Annotated in this window: 14 protein-coding genes and 4 tRNA genes; 13 read left to right on the top strand and 5 right to left on the bottom strand. The window is 47.4% G+C overall.

Annotated features, from left to right (window positions below; genetic code table 11):
* Positions 1 to 23: 23 nt before the first annotated feature.
* Positions 24 to 860: a S1-like domain-containing RNA-binding protein gene (locus CSD97_RS01245; protein ID WP_005834783.1), complete on the bottom strand. Its 837-nt coding sequence runs from the start codon at positions 858 to 860 to the stop codon at positions 24 to 26.
* A 193-nt stretch (positions 861 to 1,053) separates the two neighbouring features.
* Here CSD97_RS01245 and CSD97_RS01240 point away from each other — a divergent pair, with 193 nt between their 5' ends.
* The 3 genes from CSD97_RS01240 (at position 1,054) to CSD97_RS01230 (ending at position 2,353) form a co-directional block, all read left to right on the top strand.
* Positions 1,054 to 2,055: a malate dehydrogenase gene (locus CSD97_RS01240; protein ID WP_025833211.1), complete on the top strand. Its 1,002-nt coding sequence runs from the start codon at positions 1,054 to 1,056 to the stop codon at positions 2,053 to 2,055.
* Between the two features lie 137 nt (positions 2,056 to 2,192).
* Positions 2,193 to 2,265 (top strand) — tRNA-Phe (locus CSD97_RS01235).
* 15 nt (positions 2,266 to 2,280) lie between these two features.
* Positions 2,281 to 2,353: transfer RNA gene (locus CSD97_RS01230), tRNA-Pro, on the top strand.
* Between the two features lie 144 nt (positions 2,354 to 2,497).
* Here CSD97_RS01230 and CSD97_RS01220 read toward each other — a convergent pair.
* Complete coding sequence (locus tag CSD97_RS01220; protein WP_098031853.1) at positions 2,498 to 3,007, bottom strand: hypothetical protein; 510 nt, start codon at positions 3,005 to 3,007, stop codon at positions 2,498 to 2,500.
* Between the two features lie 520 nt (positions 3,008 to 3,527).
* On the opposite strand from CSD97_RS01220, the gene argR reads away from it, so the two are divergent.
* From argR to CSD97_RS01170, 10 genes are all read left to right on the top strand, one after another.
* Positions 3,528 to 4,001 carry an arginine repressor gene (gene argR, locus CSD97_RS01215; RefSeq protein ID WP_005825113.1) on the top strand — a complete coding sequence of 158 codons (474 nt, stop codon included), beginning with the start codon at positions 3,528 to 3,530 and terminating at the stop codon, positions 3,999 to 4,001.
* A gap of 35 nt (positions 4,002 to 4,036) precedes the next feature.
* Positions 4,037 to 4,594: a GNAT family N-acetyltransferase gene (locus CSD97_RS01210; protein ID WP_005825115.1), complete on the top strand. Its 558-nt coding sequence runs from the start codon at positions 4,037 to 4,039 to the stop codon at positions 4,592 to 4,594.
* A gap of 13 nt (positions 4,595 to 4,607) precedes the next feature.
* Positions 4,608 to 5,813 (top strand): argininosuccinate synthase domain-containing protein, encoded by a 1,206-nt coding sequence (locus CSD97_RS01205; protein ID WP_005825117.1) that lies wholly within the window; start codon positions 4,608 to 4,610, stop codon positions 5,811 to 5,813.
* Positions 5,814 to 6,032, top strand: coding sequence for a PspC domain-containing protein (locus CSD97_RS01200; RefSeq protein ID WP_005825120.1), 219 nt, complete (start codon positions 5,814 to 5,816; stop codon positions 6,030 to 6,032).
* Positions 6,025 to 6,993 (top strand): N-acetyl-gamma-glutamyl-phosphate reductase, encoded by a 969-nt coding sequence (gene argC / locus CSD97_RS01195; RefSeq protein WP_005825122.1) that lies wholly within the window; start codon positions 6,025 to 6,027, stop codon positions 6,991 to 6,993. Before CSD97_RS01200 ends, argC begins: the two co-directional genes overlap by 8 nt.
* A gap of 5 nt (positions 6,994 to 6,998) precedes the next feature.
* Entirely contained in the window at positions 6,999 to 8,120 is a 1,122-nt protein-coding gene (locus tag CSD97_RS01190) for an aspartate aminotransferase family protein (RefSeq protein ID WP_005825124.1), read from the top strand.
* A gap of 129 nt (positions 8,121 to 8,249) precedes the next feature.
* Complete coding sequence (gene proC, locus CSD97_RS01185) at positions 8,250 to 9,023, top strand: pyrroline-5-carboxylate reductase (protein ID WP_005834777.1); 774 nt, start codon at positions 8,250 to 8,252, stop codon at positions 9,021 to 9,023.
* A gap of 120 nt (positions 9,024 to 9,143) precedes the next feature.
* Positions 9,144 to 9,698: a cupin domain-containing protein gene (locus CSD97_RS01180; protein ID WP_016272528.1), complete on the top strand. Its 555-nt coding sequence runs from the start codon at positions 9,144 to 9,146 to the stop codon at positions 9,696 to 9,698.
* A gap of 7 nt (positions 9,699 to 9,705) precedes the next feature.
* On the top strand, positions 9,706 to 11,361 hold the full coding sequence (locus tag CSD97_RS01175) for an AMP-binding protein (protein ID WP_005825134.1): 1,656 nt from the start codon (positions 9,706 to 9,708) through the stop codon (positions 11,359 to 11,361).
* Between the two features lie 219 nt (positions 11,362 to 11,580).
* Positions 11,581 to 12,831 (top strand): acyloxyacyl hydrolase, encoded by a 1,251-nt coding sequence (locus CSD97_RS01170; RefSeq protein ID WP_098031852.1) that lies wholly within the window; start codon positions 11,581 to 11,583, stop codon positions 12,829 to 12,831.
* Between the two features lie 305 nt (positions 12,832 to 13,136).
* Here the strand turns inward: CSD97_RS01170 and CSD97_RS01165 are convergent.
* From CSD97_RS01165 to argH, 3 genes are all read right to left on the bottom strand, one after another.
* Positions 13,137 to 13,220: transfer RNA gene (locus CSD97_RS01165), tRNA-Leu, on the bottom strand.
* 21 nt (positions 13,221 to 13,241) lie between these two features.
* Positions 13,242 to 13,314 (bottom strand) — tRNA-Gly (locus CSD97_RS01160).
* Positions 13,315 to 13,416: 102 nt separating this feature from the next.
* Positions 13,417 to 14,757 (bottom strand): argininosuccinate lyase, encoded by a 1,341-nt coding sequence (gene argH / locus CSD97_RS01155; protein WP_009037779.1) that lies wholly within the window; start codon positions 14,755 to 14,757, stop codon positions 13,417 to 13,419.
* Between the last annotated feature and the right edge of the window lie 28 nt (positions 14,758 to 14,785).

Raw genomic sequence — 14,785 nt, 5'->3', positions numbered from 1 at the left:
AGGGAAATTCCTAATGACTGGGACTAATTCCTAATCCTGATTCCATCTTCCTCCAATACAACCAGATGTTTTTTGTACAAATCTCCCACAGCCTTTTTGAAGGTTTTCTTGCTGACACCGAAAGTTGCATAGATTTCTTCTGCCGGACTCTTGTCATTCAAAGCTATCCGTCCGCCCTGTTCACGGATATAGTCCAGCAACGTAGCTGAGAAATCTTCTACTTTAGCCTGCCCCGGTTTTTGAAGCAGCAGATCTATCTTGCCGTCTTCACGTACCTGCTTCACATAGGCTTTCATCCTCATGCCCGTGTGCAGTGGCTGAAATATCTCGCTCTCATATAGCAAGCCGCTATATTCATCGTTGATGATCGCCTTGAATCCCAAATCCGTCTTCTGCCAAATCAGGATATCCACCTCCTGCCCCGACTCATAGGCGGCCTTCTCTTTGGAAAGATAACGGTCTACCTTGGCCGATGCCACGATACGATAGCTTTCATCATCCAAATGGGCATGAACCACATACTTCTTTCCCACCTGCATCTTCATTTTCTGTTCGCGGAAGGGGACAAAAAGATCCTTCATCAATCCCCAGTTAAGGAAAGCACCATACTGGTTTATCCACGCCACCTCCAAGCAGGCAAACTGCCCGACCTGCACTAACGGTGTCAGAGTAGTGGCTACCAGACGTTCTTCGTTATCAAGATATATAAAAACGTTCAGTTTGTCTCCCACCTTACAGTCTTGGGGGACATAACGCGACGGAAGCAGAATTTCACCTTCTTCGCCACCGTCCAGATACATGCCGAAGGCTACCTCCTTCACCACTTCCAGCGTATTGTACTTTCCTAACTCAATGCTCATAGTTTCTTACTTATCTTCATTTTCCCAACAAAGATAAGTAATTTAGGTACAATACAGCAGTTCGGAAAGAAGAAATAACTTTTTGCTCTAAAAGATAACTTTTTTCTATGAACAACTCTCTTCAAAAAGGGTTATCTTTGTATCGTGACAATCAGCAAGAAAAGATATTACTCACCTTTAAATAAAAAAGATTATGGAATTTCTGACAAATGACAAATTGACAATCGTCGGCGCAGCCGGCATGATCGGTTCAAACATGGCACAGACTGCAATCATGATGCATCTCACTCCCAACCTATGTCTGTACGACCCTTATGCTCCCGGACTGGAAGGTGTGGCCGAAGAGCTGTTCCACTGCGGATTCGAAGGAATGAACATCACATTTACCTCCGATATCAAAGAAGCGCTGACCGGTGCCAAGTATGTGGTATCATCAGGCGGTGCCGCCCGCAAGGCCGGCATGACCCGCGAAGACCTTTTGAAAGGCAATGCCGCTATTGCCGAAGAATTCGGCAAGAATGTAAAAGCCTACTGTCCGGATGTGAAGCACGTGGTTGTCATTTTCAACCCTGCCGACATCACCGGTCTGATTACCCTATTGTATTCCGGCCTGAAACCTTCACAAGTGACCACACTGGCTGCCCTCGACAGCACCCGCCTGCGCAGTGAACTTTCCAAGCACTTCGGCATTGCCCCCGACAAAATCGAAAATTGCCGTACCTACGGCGGTCATGGTGAACAGATGGCTGTATATGCCTCTACCGCCAAGGTGGACGGTAAACCGTTACTTGATATCATCGGTACCCCCGCCTTGACTAAAGAACAGTGGGTCGAAATCCAGACTAAGGTAACCAAAGGCGGTGCCAACATCATCGCCCTCCGTGGACGTTCTTCCTTCCAGAGCCCGGCATACGTCTCCATCGAAATGATAGCTGCAGCTATGGGTGGCAAACCGTTCCGCTGGCCTGCCGGTACATATGTACACAGCCACGGCTTCGACCACATCATGATGGCAATGGAAACTGAAATTACCAAAGACGGTGTACACTATAAGGAACTGAACGGCACACCCGAAGAAGAAGCCAAACTGAAAGAAAGCTATGCCCATCTCTGCAAACTTCGTGACGAGGTGATAGAAATGGGTGTACTGCCTGCCATCAAAGACTGGCACAGCATCAATCCGAATATCGACTGATGTCTTCGATAGCAAATGATTTTTAGAAGTAAGGTGCCTCGCTCCATAGAGCAAGAGGCACCTTTTTTAGATATTTTTCCTCAAAAAGCCTTGCGGTATAAAAAAAACTCTTTATCTTTGCACCCGCAAACGAAAAAGGTGCCATAGCTCAGTTGGTAGAGCAAAGGACTGAAAATCCTTGTGTCCCCGGTTCGATTCCTGGTGGCACCACTTTTCAAAAGCAATCGGAATGTAGCGCAGTTGGTAGCGCACTACGTTCGGGACGTAGGGGTCGGGCGTTCGAGTCGCCTCATTCCGACAGAAGGCGACAAACGAGCAAAATCGGTTGTCGCTTTTTCTTTTTCACCTTCACAAACCGCTGTAAATCTGCGGAAAATTTTAAAAACTTCATTCTCGTTTTCTGTTCGATAATCCATTATATAAACCTATAACAAAACAGTTGTCAAAAACAAAACTTTCCCGCTTTAAAAGTAAAAGAAGGTATTTCCATAGGTTTTATCTTTATAGCATGATACCCCTCATACTTTTGAAATATAAAATATGTATAAGTAGTGATTGGAAAATATAACACCACTTTGTTTATAAATGATTGCTGAATTGTATCATACCCTTGATAACAAAAAAAACTATTATTATTAAGCATTAAAGAAAATCTCATTCTCACCAAACCCTGATAATTAATGATATGTGGTAAACACTTACTTTGAAATAATACTCCCAAAGGAAAATGATACCCATTACTGTTAGAACCTTGGAAATACAAAATCTGAGATTGTGTATCATATAGGAATTCAAGTTCTTTCCCCGTATGTGTAAAACAATAAAACCCTGTATGAATAACCTCTATACCTTCAGATAGATTACATTTCGAATGGATAGCTGTATTTACTACTCTTAGCACTTCATGTCTATTTTGCGAATACAGTCCTACTATTGTAGTATATAAATCCATAATGATTACTTTTTTACCGTAAAAATAGCTTTTTATTTTAAAACAACTAAAATAAAATCTATTATTTTCTCAAAATCCACTATAAACTTGTTCGATAATTCGATAGTGCAGCCGACAGAAAAGGCTTAGCTTTTAGAAGTTAAGCCTTTTTTATTTCATCCCTCCTCTCCTCCGGTTTCCCGACCATAAGAGAGAGGGGGGGGCAACGTAACAATCTGGGACCAACGTAAAAACCTGAGGGATTTTATTTCTATGCATATAATTTTTGTACAGTTTTTGATTGAAAGGGTGTCAGATTTGACAATTGCATATCTATTCTATATTATATCAACATTTACCAAAGACATACGGAAACAATCTCCAATAACGTAAAAGAACAAACAAGACTCCAACAAAGAGAACAAAAACAACATATACAGTACACCCGATGTATAAAAAGAATAAAAAAGCTCTCCTTTTTGCATATTCTTTCCGAAATAATCCCTAATTTTGCACTACTCTTAGAATAATTATACAGAAAATGAAGAAAAAAGCCAATCGGTTAGACGCCATCAAGATGATTATCTCAAGCAAAGACGTCAGTTCTCAGGAAGAACTGTTGCAAGCTTTGAGCAAGGAAGGCTTTGAACTGACACAAGCCACCTTGTCACGCGACTTGAAACAGCTGAAAGTAGCGAAAGCAGCGAACATGAACGGTAAATACGTATATGTGCTGCCCAACAACATCATGTATAAACGTTCGAACGACCAGAGTGCAAGTGAAATGCTGATGACAAGCGGATTCGTTTCACTTCAATTTTCGGGCAATATTGCCGTCATCCGTACCCGGCCCGGATATGCCAGCAGCATGGCCTACGACATCGACAACCGAGAGTGTCCCGCCATTCTGGGTACCATTGCCGGAGATGACACCATCATGCTGGTGGTGCACGAAGCAGCGTCACATGACGAGGTACGCAGCTTCCTATCGCAAATCATCCCGAACATTAAATGATAGATAACAACAAAAAACAAGAAATTAAATAAGAAATGGATTCGAAACAAATTGATGTGATGGTGGCTGACGCCTCACATGAAGTTTACGTAGACAAGATTTTGGATACCATCCGGGAAGCTGCCAAGGTACGCGGAACGGGCATCGCAGAACGCACACACGAATACGTAGCTACTAAAATGAAAGAAGGAAAGGCCATTATAGCCTTGTGTGGAGATGATTTTGCCGGTTTCACCTACATAGAGAGCTGGGGTAACAAGCAATATGTAGCAACCTCCGGTTTGATAGTACACCCCAAATATCGGGGACTGGGGCTGGCAAAACGTATCAAGACCGCTTCTTTCCGCCTGGCACGCCTACGCTGGCCTAATGCTAAAGTTTTCAGTCTCACCAGCGGAGCTGCCGTCATGAAAATGAATACCGAGCTGGGATATGTGCCCGTCACCTTCAACGAACTGACCGATGACGAATCGTTCTGGAAAGGTTGCGAAGGCTGTATAAACCATGATATATTGGTAGCTAAGAACCGTAAATTCTGCATTTGCACAGCAATGCTTTACGACCCGAAGCTGCACGAAGAGGATAAAATATAAAAATACTAAGGATATGGAAAAGAAGAAGAAAGTAGTAGTCGCATTCAGCGGAGGTTTGGATACCTCGTTTACGGTGATGTATCTTACCAAAGAAAAAGGGTACGAAGTATATGCAGCTTGTGCCAATACGGGCGGTTTCAGTGCTGAACAGTTGAAGACAAACGAAGAAAATGCCTACAAGCTGGGCGCCAAAGAATACGTCACCCTCGACGTGACGCAGGAATACTATGAGAAAAGCTTGAAATACATGGTATTCGGCAATGTTTTGCGTAACGGCACCTATCCTATCTCTGTAAGTTCCGAACGTATCTTCCAAGCATTGGCCATTGCACGCTATGCCAACGAAATCGGCGCGGATGCCATCGCCCACGGTTCTACAGGTGCGGGTAACGACCAGATTCGTTTCGACATGACTTTCCTCGTCATGGCTCCGGGCGTGGAAATCATCACGCTGACACGCGACATGGCACTGAGCCGTCAGGAAGAGATTGATTATCTGAACAAACACGGCTTTGCCGCCGACTTCACCAAACTAAAATATTCCTATAACGTAGGTTTGTGGGGCACTTCCATTTGTGGTGGCGAGATTCTGGATTCCGCGCAAGGGTTGCCCGAAAGCGCCTATCTGAAACACTGCACCAAAGAGGGCAGCGAGCAGTTGCGCCTCACTTTTGAAAAAGGTGAGCTGAAAGCCGTGAACGACGAGACATTCGACGACCCCATCAAAGCCATCCAGAAGGTAGAAGAGATTGGTGCGGCATACGGTATCGGACGCGACATGCACGTAGGCGACACGATTATCGGTATCAAAGGCCGCGTAGGTTTCGAAGCTGCCGCACCTATGCTGATTATCGGAGCACACAAGTTCCTCGAGAAGTACACTTTGAGCAAATGGCAGCAATACTGGAAGGACCAGGTAGCCAACTGGTATGGCATGTTCCTGCACGAAAGCCAATATCTGGAACCAGTAATGCGCGACATCGAAGCCATGCTGGAATCCTCGCAACGCAACGTAAACGGTACGGCTATCCTCGAACTTCACCCGCTCTGCTTTTCTACCGTAGGTGTAGAAAGCAAAGATGACCTTGTGAAAAACAAGTTTGGCGAATACGGTGAGATGCAGAAAGGATGGACGGCAGAAGATGCCAAGGGCTTCATCAAAGTAACCTCCACAGCACTGCGTGCTTATTATTCAAATCATAAAGACGAGAAAATCTAAATGACCGGCAGGAAGCAAAAACTGACACGTCCCCGGACTGGAAGGATGCTTTCAGGCGTATGTGCAGGACTGGCAAACTTTTTCGGACTCGATGTCTCATTGGTGCGTATCGTTTATACGTTCGCCACGATCTTTACTGCATTTGCAGGCATACCCATATACATTATAATGCTAATTGTTATACCACAAGAACCAAATAGATATTATCGAAATGATTAAAGTAGGAATCATCGGCGGAGCCGGATACACGGCAGGCGAACTGATACGTTTGCTGCTCAACCATCCGGAAGCGGAAATCGTTTTCATAAACAGCTCAAGCAACGCCGGCAACAAAATTACCGACGTACACGAAGGACTGTACGGCGAAACAGACTTGGTATTTACCGACCAGCTCCCGCTGGAAGAAATCGACGTACTCTTTTTCTGTACGGCACATGGTGACACGAAGAAGTTCCTCGAAAGCCACAACGTGCCCGAGGAACTGAGAATCATCGACCTCTCCATGGACTACCGCATAGCCTCTCCCGAACACGACTTCATCTACGGCCTGCCGGAGCTGAACCGCCGTGCCACCTGCAAAGCGAAGCACGTAGCCAATCCGGGCTGCTTTGCCACCTGCATACAGCTGGGCCTGCTGCCGCTCGCCAAACATCTGATGCTGAACGATGATATCATGGTGAACGCCATTACCGGAAGTACCGGCGCCGGTGTGAAACCGGGCGCCACGAGCCACTTCAGCTGGCGCAACAACAACATGAGCGTCTACAAAGCTTTCGAGCACCAGCATGTGCCCGAAATCAAGCAATCGCTCAAACAGCTGCAGAACAGCTTTGATGCGGACATTGACTTCATCCCCTACCGCGGCGACTTCCCGCGCGGCATCTTCACCACCATTGTGGTGAAGACCAAAGTGGCCCTGGAAGAAATCGTCCGCATGTATGAAGAATATTACGCCAAAGATTCCTTTACCCACATCGTGGAGAAGAATATCGACCTGAAGCAAGTGGTAAACACCAACAAGTGCCTCATCCATCTGGAGAAGCATGGCGACAAACTGCTTATCATTTCCTGCATTGATAACCTCCTGAAAGGCGCCAGCGGACAAGCTGTCCATAACATGAATTTAATGTTTAACCTGGAAGAGACCGTAGGATTACGGTTGAAACCTTCTGCATTCTAAAAAAAATGAATTTATTCGACGTATACCCTCTCTTTGACATCAACATCGTCAAAGGAAAAGGCTGCCATGTATGGGACGAGAACGGTACCGAATACCTCGACCTCTACGGTGGCCATGCAGTCATCTCAATCGGACATGCACATCCACATTATGTAGAGATGGTGAGTAACCAAGTTGCTACGTTAGGATTCTACTCAAACTCAGTAATTAACAAGCTGCAACAGCAAGTGGCAGAACGCTTGGGAAAAGTCTGTGGCTATGACGACTACTCATTCTTCCTCATCAACAGCGGTGCCGAAGCCAATGAAAACGCCTTGAAACTCGCCTCTTTCTACAATGGCCGTACCCGTGTGATATCCTTCTCAAAAGCATTCCACGGACGTACCTCACTGGCGGTGGAAGTAACGAACAATCCTAAAATCATCGCTCCCATCAACAACTGCGGGCACGTCACCTACCTCCCGTTGAACGACATCGAAGCCATGAAGGCCGAATTGTCCAAAGGAGATGTCTGCGCAGTGATTATCGAAGGCATACAAGGTGTAGGCGGCATCCAACTGCCGACAGACGAATTCATGCAGGCTCTCCGCCAGACTTGTACGGAACACAACACGGTCTTGATTCTCGATGAAATCCAAAGCGGCTACGGACGCAGCGGCAAGTTCTTCGCCCATCAGTACAACGGCATCAAAGCCGACATCATCACCGTGGCAAAAGGCATCGGCAATGGTTTCCCGATGGCAGGCGTACTCATCAGCCCAATGTTTACACCAGTATACGGGCAACTTGGAACCACTTTCGGCGGAAACCACCTGGCTTGCAGTGCCGCCCTTGCCGTGCTGGATGTGATAGAGCAGGAAAACCTGATAGAGAATGCAGCCCAAGTCGGCAACTTCCTGATAACGGAACTAAAGAAATTCCCTCAAATCAAGGACGTTCGCGGACGCGGACTCATGATAGGGCTGGAATTTGAAGAACCCATCAAGGAACTGCGCCTAAGACTACTGAAAGAGCAGCATGTATTCACCGGTGTAAGCGGTACGAATGTACTTCGCCTGCTGCCGCCTCTGTGCCTCGGCATGGATGAAGCAAAGGAATTCTTGGAACGCTTCAAGAAAGTACTTTAATATTTGACACAAATAATCAGCCAGCAAAAGAAACGACCGAAAAGCAGAATACCTTTCTCTCTCGGTCGTTTTTTGTAGAAAATTTATCTACCTTTGCCAGCAAAACAACTCTTTTAACAACAAAAAGATATGAAAACAGCAATTATCGGTGCAGGAAATATGGGGGGAGCCATTGCCCGAGGGCTGGCAAAAGGAACAATCATCCCTGCCGGTAACATCATTGTCTCCAACCCCACCCAGGGCAAGCTGGACAAGCTGAAGGCAGAATTCCCCGCATTGCAAGTGACCAATGACAACCAGGAAGCGGCAGCCGGTGCAGATATGATAATCTTTGCCGTGAAGCCATGGCTGATGGAGCCAGTGATAAAGGAACTGGAACTAAAAGGCACAGAGATTCTTATATCCGTTGCAGCCGGCATTCCTTTTGAAGAGCTGACACACTATGTAGCAGACAAAGAAATGACCATGTTCCGTCTTATTCCCAATACCGCCATCAGCGAGATGGAAAGCATGACACTCATCGCCAGCCGCAATGCCACCAAGGAGCAGGAGCAACTGATGCTGGACATTTTCAACCAGATGGGACTCGCCATGCTCATTCCCGAAGAAAAGATTGCGGCAACCACTGCCATGACTTCCTGCGGCATCGCCTACGTGCTTAAGTATATCCAGGCAGCCATGCAGGCCGGCGTTGAAATGGGTATCTATCCCAAAGACGGCATGCGCATGGTGGCACAATCCGTGAAAGGGGCAGCCGAGCTGATTCTGAACAACGACACGCACCCCAGTGTTGAGATTGACAAGGTGTGTACCCCCGGAGGAATTACCATCAAGGGAATCAACGAGCTGGAACATGAAGGATTCACCTCCACTGTGATTAAAGCCATCAAAGCGAGTAAATGATATTTAATGTGCTAATGTAACGATGTCCCGATATGCCTATGAGCTACGGTGTAATTAAACATTGTGCAGCCTATTGGCACATTGCCACACTTTAATAACAACCCATTAAAAAATATAATTATGGACGAACAAATCAGACAAATAGCCGAACGCCTGCGCGGACTGCGTGACGTATTGGAACTGACTGCCGACGATATCGCCCGTGACTGCGACATTTCTGCAGAAGAGTACCGCCTGGCCGAAACCGGAGAATTCGACATCTCGGTCAGCATGCTGCAGAAGATAGCACGGCACTACGGCATATCACTGGACGCACTGATGTTTGGGCAAGAGCCCAAAATGAGCTCCTACTTCCTGACACGTGCCGGAAAAGGAACCAGTATAGAACGTACCAAGGCATATAAATACCAATCGCTGGCAGCCGGTTTCATCAACCGCACGGCAGACCCGTTCATTGTGACCGTAGAACCGAAACCGGACAGCGAGCCGATACATTACAACAGCCATGCCGGTCAGGAGTTCAACCTCGTACTGGAAGGCCGTATGATGGTCAGCATCGACGGCAAAGACTTAATCTTAAACGAAGGAGACAGTCTATACTTCAACTCCAAACTGCCGCACGGCATGAAGGCGCTTGACGGAAAGACTGTAAAATTCCTGGCAGTAATCATGTAATAAAGTTATGGTAGAAAGATTTTTATCTCAAACATCCTTCACCTCACAGGAGGACTTCATCAAGAACTTGAAGATAAACGTACCGGAGAATTTCAACTTCGGCTACGACGTAGTGGATGCCTGGGCAGCCGAGCAGCCCGACAAACCCGCACTGTTGTGGACCAATGACCAGGGCGAATGCCGGCAGTTTACCTTTGCCGACATGAAACGGTACACAGACATGACGGCTTCCTATTTCCAAAGCCTCGGCATCGGGCACGGAGACATGGTGATGCTGATACTGAAACGCCGTTATGAATTCTGGTTCAGCATTGTGGCACTGCACAAACTCGGTGCAGTGGTGATTCCCGCCACCCACCTGCTGACGAAGAAAGACATCGTATACCGCTGCAACGCCGCAGACATTAAAATGATAGTCTGTGCCGGCGAAAGCGTCATCACCGACCATATCACGGCAGCTATGCCAGAGTCTCCTTCTGTGAAACGCCTCGTAAGCGTCGGGCCGGAAGCTCCCGAAGGATTCGAAGACTTCCACAAAGGTATCGAGGCCGCCGCTCCTTTCGTGAAACCGGAACATCCGAACACGAACGATGACATCTCCCTGATGTACTTCACCAGCGGTACTACCGGAGAGCCCAAAATGGTGGCCCACGACTTCACCTATCCGTTGGGACATATCGTCACCGGCAGCTTCTGGCACAACCTGAAAGAGAGCAGCCTACACCTCACCATTGCCGACACCGGTTGGGGAAAAGCCGTGTGGGGCAAGCTCTACGGACAATGGATTGCCGGTGCCAACGTATTTGTATACGACCACGAGAAGTTCACTCCCGCAGCCATACTGGAGAAGATACAGGATTATCACGTCACGTCGCTTTGTGCACCGCCCACCATCTTCCGGTTCCTCATTCACGAAGACCTTACGAAGTACGACCTATCCAGCCTGGAATACTGCACCATCGCCGGAGAAGCCTTGAACCCCGCTGTATTCGAGACCTTCAAGAAACTGACGGGCATCAAGTTGATGGAGGGTTTCGGACAGACCGAAACGACCCTCACCGTCGCCACCATGCCCTGGATGGAACCGAAACCCGGCAGCATGGGATTGCCCAATCCGCAATACGACGTAGACCTGATAGACAACGACGGCCGTTCTGTGGAAGCCGGTGAGCAGGGACAGATTGTAATCCGTACCGACAAAGGCAAACCGCTGGGATTGTTCAAGGAATACTACCGCGATGCCAACCGTACCCACGAGGCATGGAACAACGGCATTTACTACACGGGAGACGTAGCCTGGAAGGACGAAGACGGCTACCTCTGGTTCGTGGGCCGCGCCGACGACGTTATCAAAAGTAGCGGTTATCGCATCGGCCCGTTCGAAGTGGAAAGTGCATTGATGACCCACCCAGCCGTAGTGGAATGTGCCATTACCGGTGTGCCCGATGAAATCCGCGGCCAAGTGGTAAAAGCTACGATTGTGTTGGCAAAAGAGTACAAGGCACGCGCCGAAGAAGAGCTTGTCAAGGAGTTGCAGAACCATGTGAAGAAAGTGACGGCTCCCTACAAATACCCGCGTGTCATCGAATTTGTTGATGAGCTCCCCAAAACCATCAGCGGGAAAATCCGCCGTGTGGAAATCCGGGAGAACGACCGGAAATAATACTCGCCACCCAGTATCTGAATCATAAGACAACATCCGGGTGAATGAATAAGGAGGGGATAAAACCGAAGTCGGCCATTCTATTGACGATTTCCGTTTTACCCCCTCTTTTTACAAATAGTTGTCTCATTGTGAATACCAAAAGGAGAAAAGAACTATATTTGCACGAAATTAAACTTCACTTGGAACATTTATAAACAAGAAAGACCGACACGGCATATGAAAAATAGAACGCAGATATGGAAAATACTGGCTTTCTTAGGAGCGGTACTTTTCTTGTCTGATACAATATACGCCCAACAATGGACATCCGATAGTCATTCGGAATACAAACGGGATACACTCCCTTTCTCACAGCGCTTCATCCACAGATTAGGCGTAGAAGGGCGTGCTGGCTATATTTTTCAGACCAACCCTTTTCTGGAGTACTCCAACCACCAATACAAGCCCATGAAAAATGCCTATGCCGGCCATCTGAAATACTCCTTCCAGCTCCGTCCCCACACCGTTGCCGACCAGGCTTATATAGGAGCCTATCAAGGGATTGGAGTCGGCTATTTCAACTTCGGCAATCCGGAAGAGCTGGGCAACCCGCTGGCGGTCTATCTGTTTCAAGGGGGACGCATCGCCCAATTCAGCCCCCGCATATCCTTGAACTATGAATGGAACTTCGGCGCATCGTTCGGCTGGAAACCCTACGATGAATACGACAACCCGGAGAACCAGATTATCGGCTCGAAAGTGAATGCCTATCTCAATGTGAACCTCTACTTAAAGTGGGCACTCTCCCCCAAGTTCGACCTGATGATAGGAGCTACCGGAAGCCACTTTTCCAACGGAAACACCCAATATCCCAACTCCGGTCTGAACACGGTGGACTGTAAAGTGGGGCTGGTATATAACTTTAACCGCAGAGCGGATGAACTCGCCCAGTCATGGCAACACCCTATCGTTCCTCCATTCCCCCGCCACGTCAGCTACGACCTGACTTTGTTCGGCTCCTGGCGAAAGAAAGCAGTGGCCCATGAGGGCAGTAGTGGCCAGGTACCCGCACCCGGCACTTACAACGTGTTCGGTTTCAGCTTTGCACCCATGTACAACTTCGGCTATAAATTCCGCGCCGGTGTGGCGTTGGACGGCGTATACGACCACAGTGCGAACATGAAAGAATCGTACGAAGAAGAGAACGGCTTCTATACTCCGCCCGCCAAGAAGCAGATGGCATTGGGCTTATCCGCCCGCGGAGAATTTGTCATGCCTTACTTCACGGTAGGTATCGGTCTGGGAGCCAATGTTCTGCACGGCGGCGGTGACATGAAGTCTTTCTATCAGATTCTTGCCCTGAAAATAGACGTAACACGCAATTCGTATCTCCATATAGGATATAACCTCCGGGAATTTCATGAGCCCAATTATCTGATGTTGGGTATCGGCTATCGGTTCAATAACAAACGCCCCAAGCTGTTCTGAACAATAAAGAGGAGGGTATTTATATAGATTCTTTTATTTCATCTGCAAGCACATATTACCAAGTGCCACGCGCATATCATCTACTATAGTATTATAGTTAGTTTGTTAGTTCACAGAGATGAACACTTTGTTCAAGTATAGAGAAACAGTTTGTTCCAATAAGGAAAAACAGTCTGTTTTCATATGATGAAACGAAATGTTCTATTAAGGGAAACACTTTGTTCGCTATAGGGAAACGGTCTTTCATATCAAGAGCTTATAAAGAAAAAGCTCTGCAAATCAATGATTCACAGAGCTTAATCGAGTACTCGAAGCGGGACTTGAACCCGCACAGCCGCAATGGCCAAAGGATTTTAAGTCCTTCGTGTCTACCATTCCACCATTCGAGCATCCTAAAAAAGGGAAAGGAGAGCGGAAAACGAGACTCGAACTCGCGACCCTAACCTTGGCAAGGTTATGCTCTACCAACTGAGCTATTTCCGCATTTGGAGAACGGGTGCAAAGATAAACAGTTTTCCCGTTTCTGCCAAATTTTTTTTTATAAAAGTACAGTACTCGCAGCGGGACTTGAACCCGCAGAACCTTTTACCTGCCCAGCAACTCTTTCTCTGCAGCTTGCATGGTCTCAAAATTGAAACCATCTACCACTTTCTGCATCAGGGCAGAGACTTCATCGTTACAAAGGTTTCCGATACTGCCTTCATGGGTATGATGTACCTCTTTGCTGTGCGAGAAGTTTCCGGCTTCAATATCCAGTCCCACCTTCTTGTAGGCATCGCGGAAAGGCATCCCTTCACGTGCCAAGCGGTTGACTTCCTCCACACTGAAAATAAGCAGATACTTGTCATCATCAAGAATATGTTCGTTCACCTTGATTTCATTCATAATGTAAGTCGTCATCTGCAGACAGTCTTTCAGTTCCTGAAAAGCAGGCAGGAAGACCTCTTTGATAATCTGCAAGTCACGGAAATAGCCGGAAGGAAGATTGTTGGCTATCATCATAATCTGCTGGGGAAGGGATTGCAGTTTGTTGCACTTGGCACGCGTCAGTTCAAAGACGTCCGGGTTCTTCTTGTGAGGCATGATGCTGGAGCCGGTAGTGCAATCGTCCGGCAGCTTCACAAAACCGAAGTTCTGACTGTTGAACATACATGCGTCAAAAGCCAATTTCGATATGGTTCCGGCCACACTGGCAAGGGCGAAAGCTACATTACGCTCCATCTTGCCACGCCCCATCTGGGCATACACTACGTTGTAGTTGAGGGAATCAAATCCCAAAAGACGGGTAGTCATCGTACGGTTCAGCGGGAACGAGGAACCGTATCCCGCAGCAGAACCCAAAGGATTGCGGTTGCACATCTTGAAAGCTGCCTGAAGGAACATCATATCGTCCACCAGGCTCTCGGCGTATGCCCCAAACCAAAGTCCGAAAGAAGACGGCATGGCTATCTGCAAGTGTGTATAACCCGGCATCAGTACATCCTTGTAGCGTTCGCTCTGCATAACCAGCACATGGAACAATTGTTCCACAGCCTCTGCCACTTCCTTTATCTCTGCACGGGTAAAGAGCTTCAAATCGAGCAACACCTGGTCGTTGCGCGAACGTCCGCTGTGTATTTTCTTACCTATATCACCCAAGTTGCGCGTCAGCATAAGTTCCACTTGTGAGTGAACGTCTTCCACTCCCTCTTCTATCACAAATTCTCCACGCTCGGCCATCGCATAGATTTCCTTCAATTCGGCCAGTAATTGCCGCAGTTCTTCCTTCGTCAACAAGCCAATGCTTTCGAGCATCGTGATGTGCGCCATGGAACCCAGCACATCGTGCTTTGCCAAATAAAGGTCCATTTCACGGTCACGGCCTACCGTGAAGCGTTCGATATCCTTATTTACCTGAACGGATTTTTCCCAAAGTTTCTGAGCCACGTTGTTTCTAATGATTAATGGTTAGTGA

Origin of the sequence: Bacteroides sp. AR29, from assembly GCF_900217715.1 — a bacterium.
GTDB lineage: Bacteria > Bacteroidota > Bacteroidia > Bacteroidales > Bacteroidaceae > Bacteroides > Bacteroides uniformis.
Note: the sequence above shows the minus strand (reverse complement) of the source record. Positions and strands in the feature narration are given on the sequence as shown.

Bases quoted from the DNA above. Each gene is read 5' to 3' on its own strand.
- CSD97_RS01190 (WP_005825124.1), top strand. From the start codon at position 6,999: ATGAATTTATTCGACGTATACCCTCTCTTTGACATCAACATCGTCAAA.
- CSD97_RS01220 (WP_098031853.1), bottom strand. From the start codon at position 3,007: ATGGATTTATATACTACAATAGTAGGACTGTATTCGCAAAATAGACAT.
- argC (WP_005825122.1), top strand. From the start codon at position 6,025: ATGATTAAAGTAGGAATCATCGGCGGAGCCGGATACACGGCAGGCGAA.
- CSD97_RS01205 (WP_005825117.1), top strand. From the start codon at position 4,608: ATGGAAAAGAAGAAGAAAGTAGTAGTCGCATTCAGCGGAGGTTTGGAT.
- argR (WP_005825113.1), top strand. From the start codon at position 3,528: ATGAAGAAAAAAGCCAATCGGTTAGACGCCATCAAGATGATTATCTCA.
- CSD97_RS01200 (WP_005825120.1), top strand. From the start codon at position 5,814: ATGACCGGCAGGAAGCAAAAACTGACACGTCCCCGGACTGGAAGGATG.
- proC (WP_005834777.1), top strand. From the start codon at position 8,250: ATGAAAACAGCAATTATCGGTGCAGGAAATATGGGGGGAGCCATTGCC.
- CSD97_RS01170 (WP_098031852.1), top strand. From the start codon at position 11,581: ATGAAAAATAGAACGCAGATATGGAAAATACTGGCTTTCTTAGGAGCG.
- CSD97_RS01245 (WP_005834783.1), bottom strand. From the start codon at position 860: ATGAGCATTGAGTTAGGAAAGTACAATACGCTGGAAGTGGTGAAGGAG.
- CSD97_RS01175 (WP_005825134.1), top strand. From the start codon at position 9,706: ATGGTAGAAAGATTTTTATCTCAAACATCCTTCACCTCACAGGAGGAC.
- CSD97_RS01180 (WP_016272528.1), top strand. From the start codon at position 9,144: ATGGACGAACAAATCAGACAAATAGCCGAACGCCTGCGCGGACTGCGT.
- CSD97_RS01240 (WP_025833211.1), top strand. From the start codon at position 1,054: ATGGAATTTCTGACAAATGACAAATTGACAATCGTCGGCGCAGCCGGC.
- CSD97_RS01210 (WP_005825115.1), top strand. From the start codon at position 4,037: ATGGATTCGAAACAAATTGATGTGATGGTGGCTGACGCCTCACATGAA.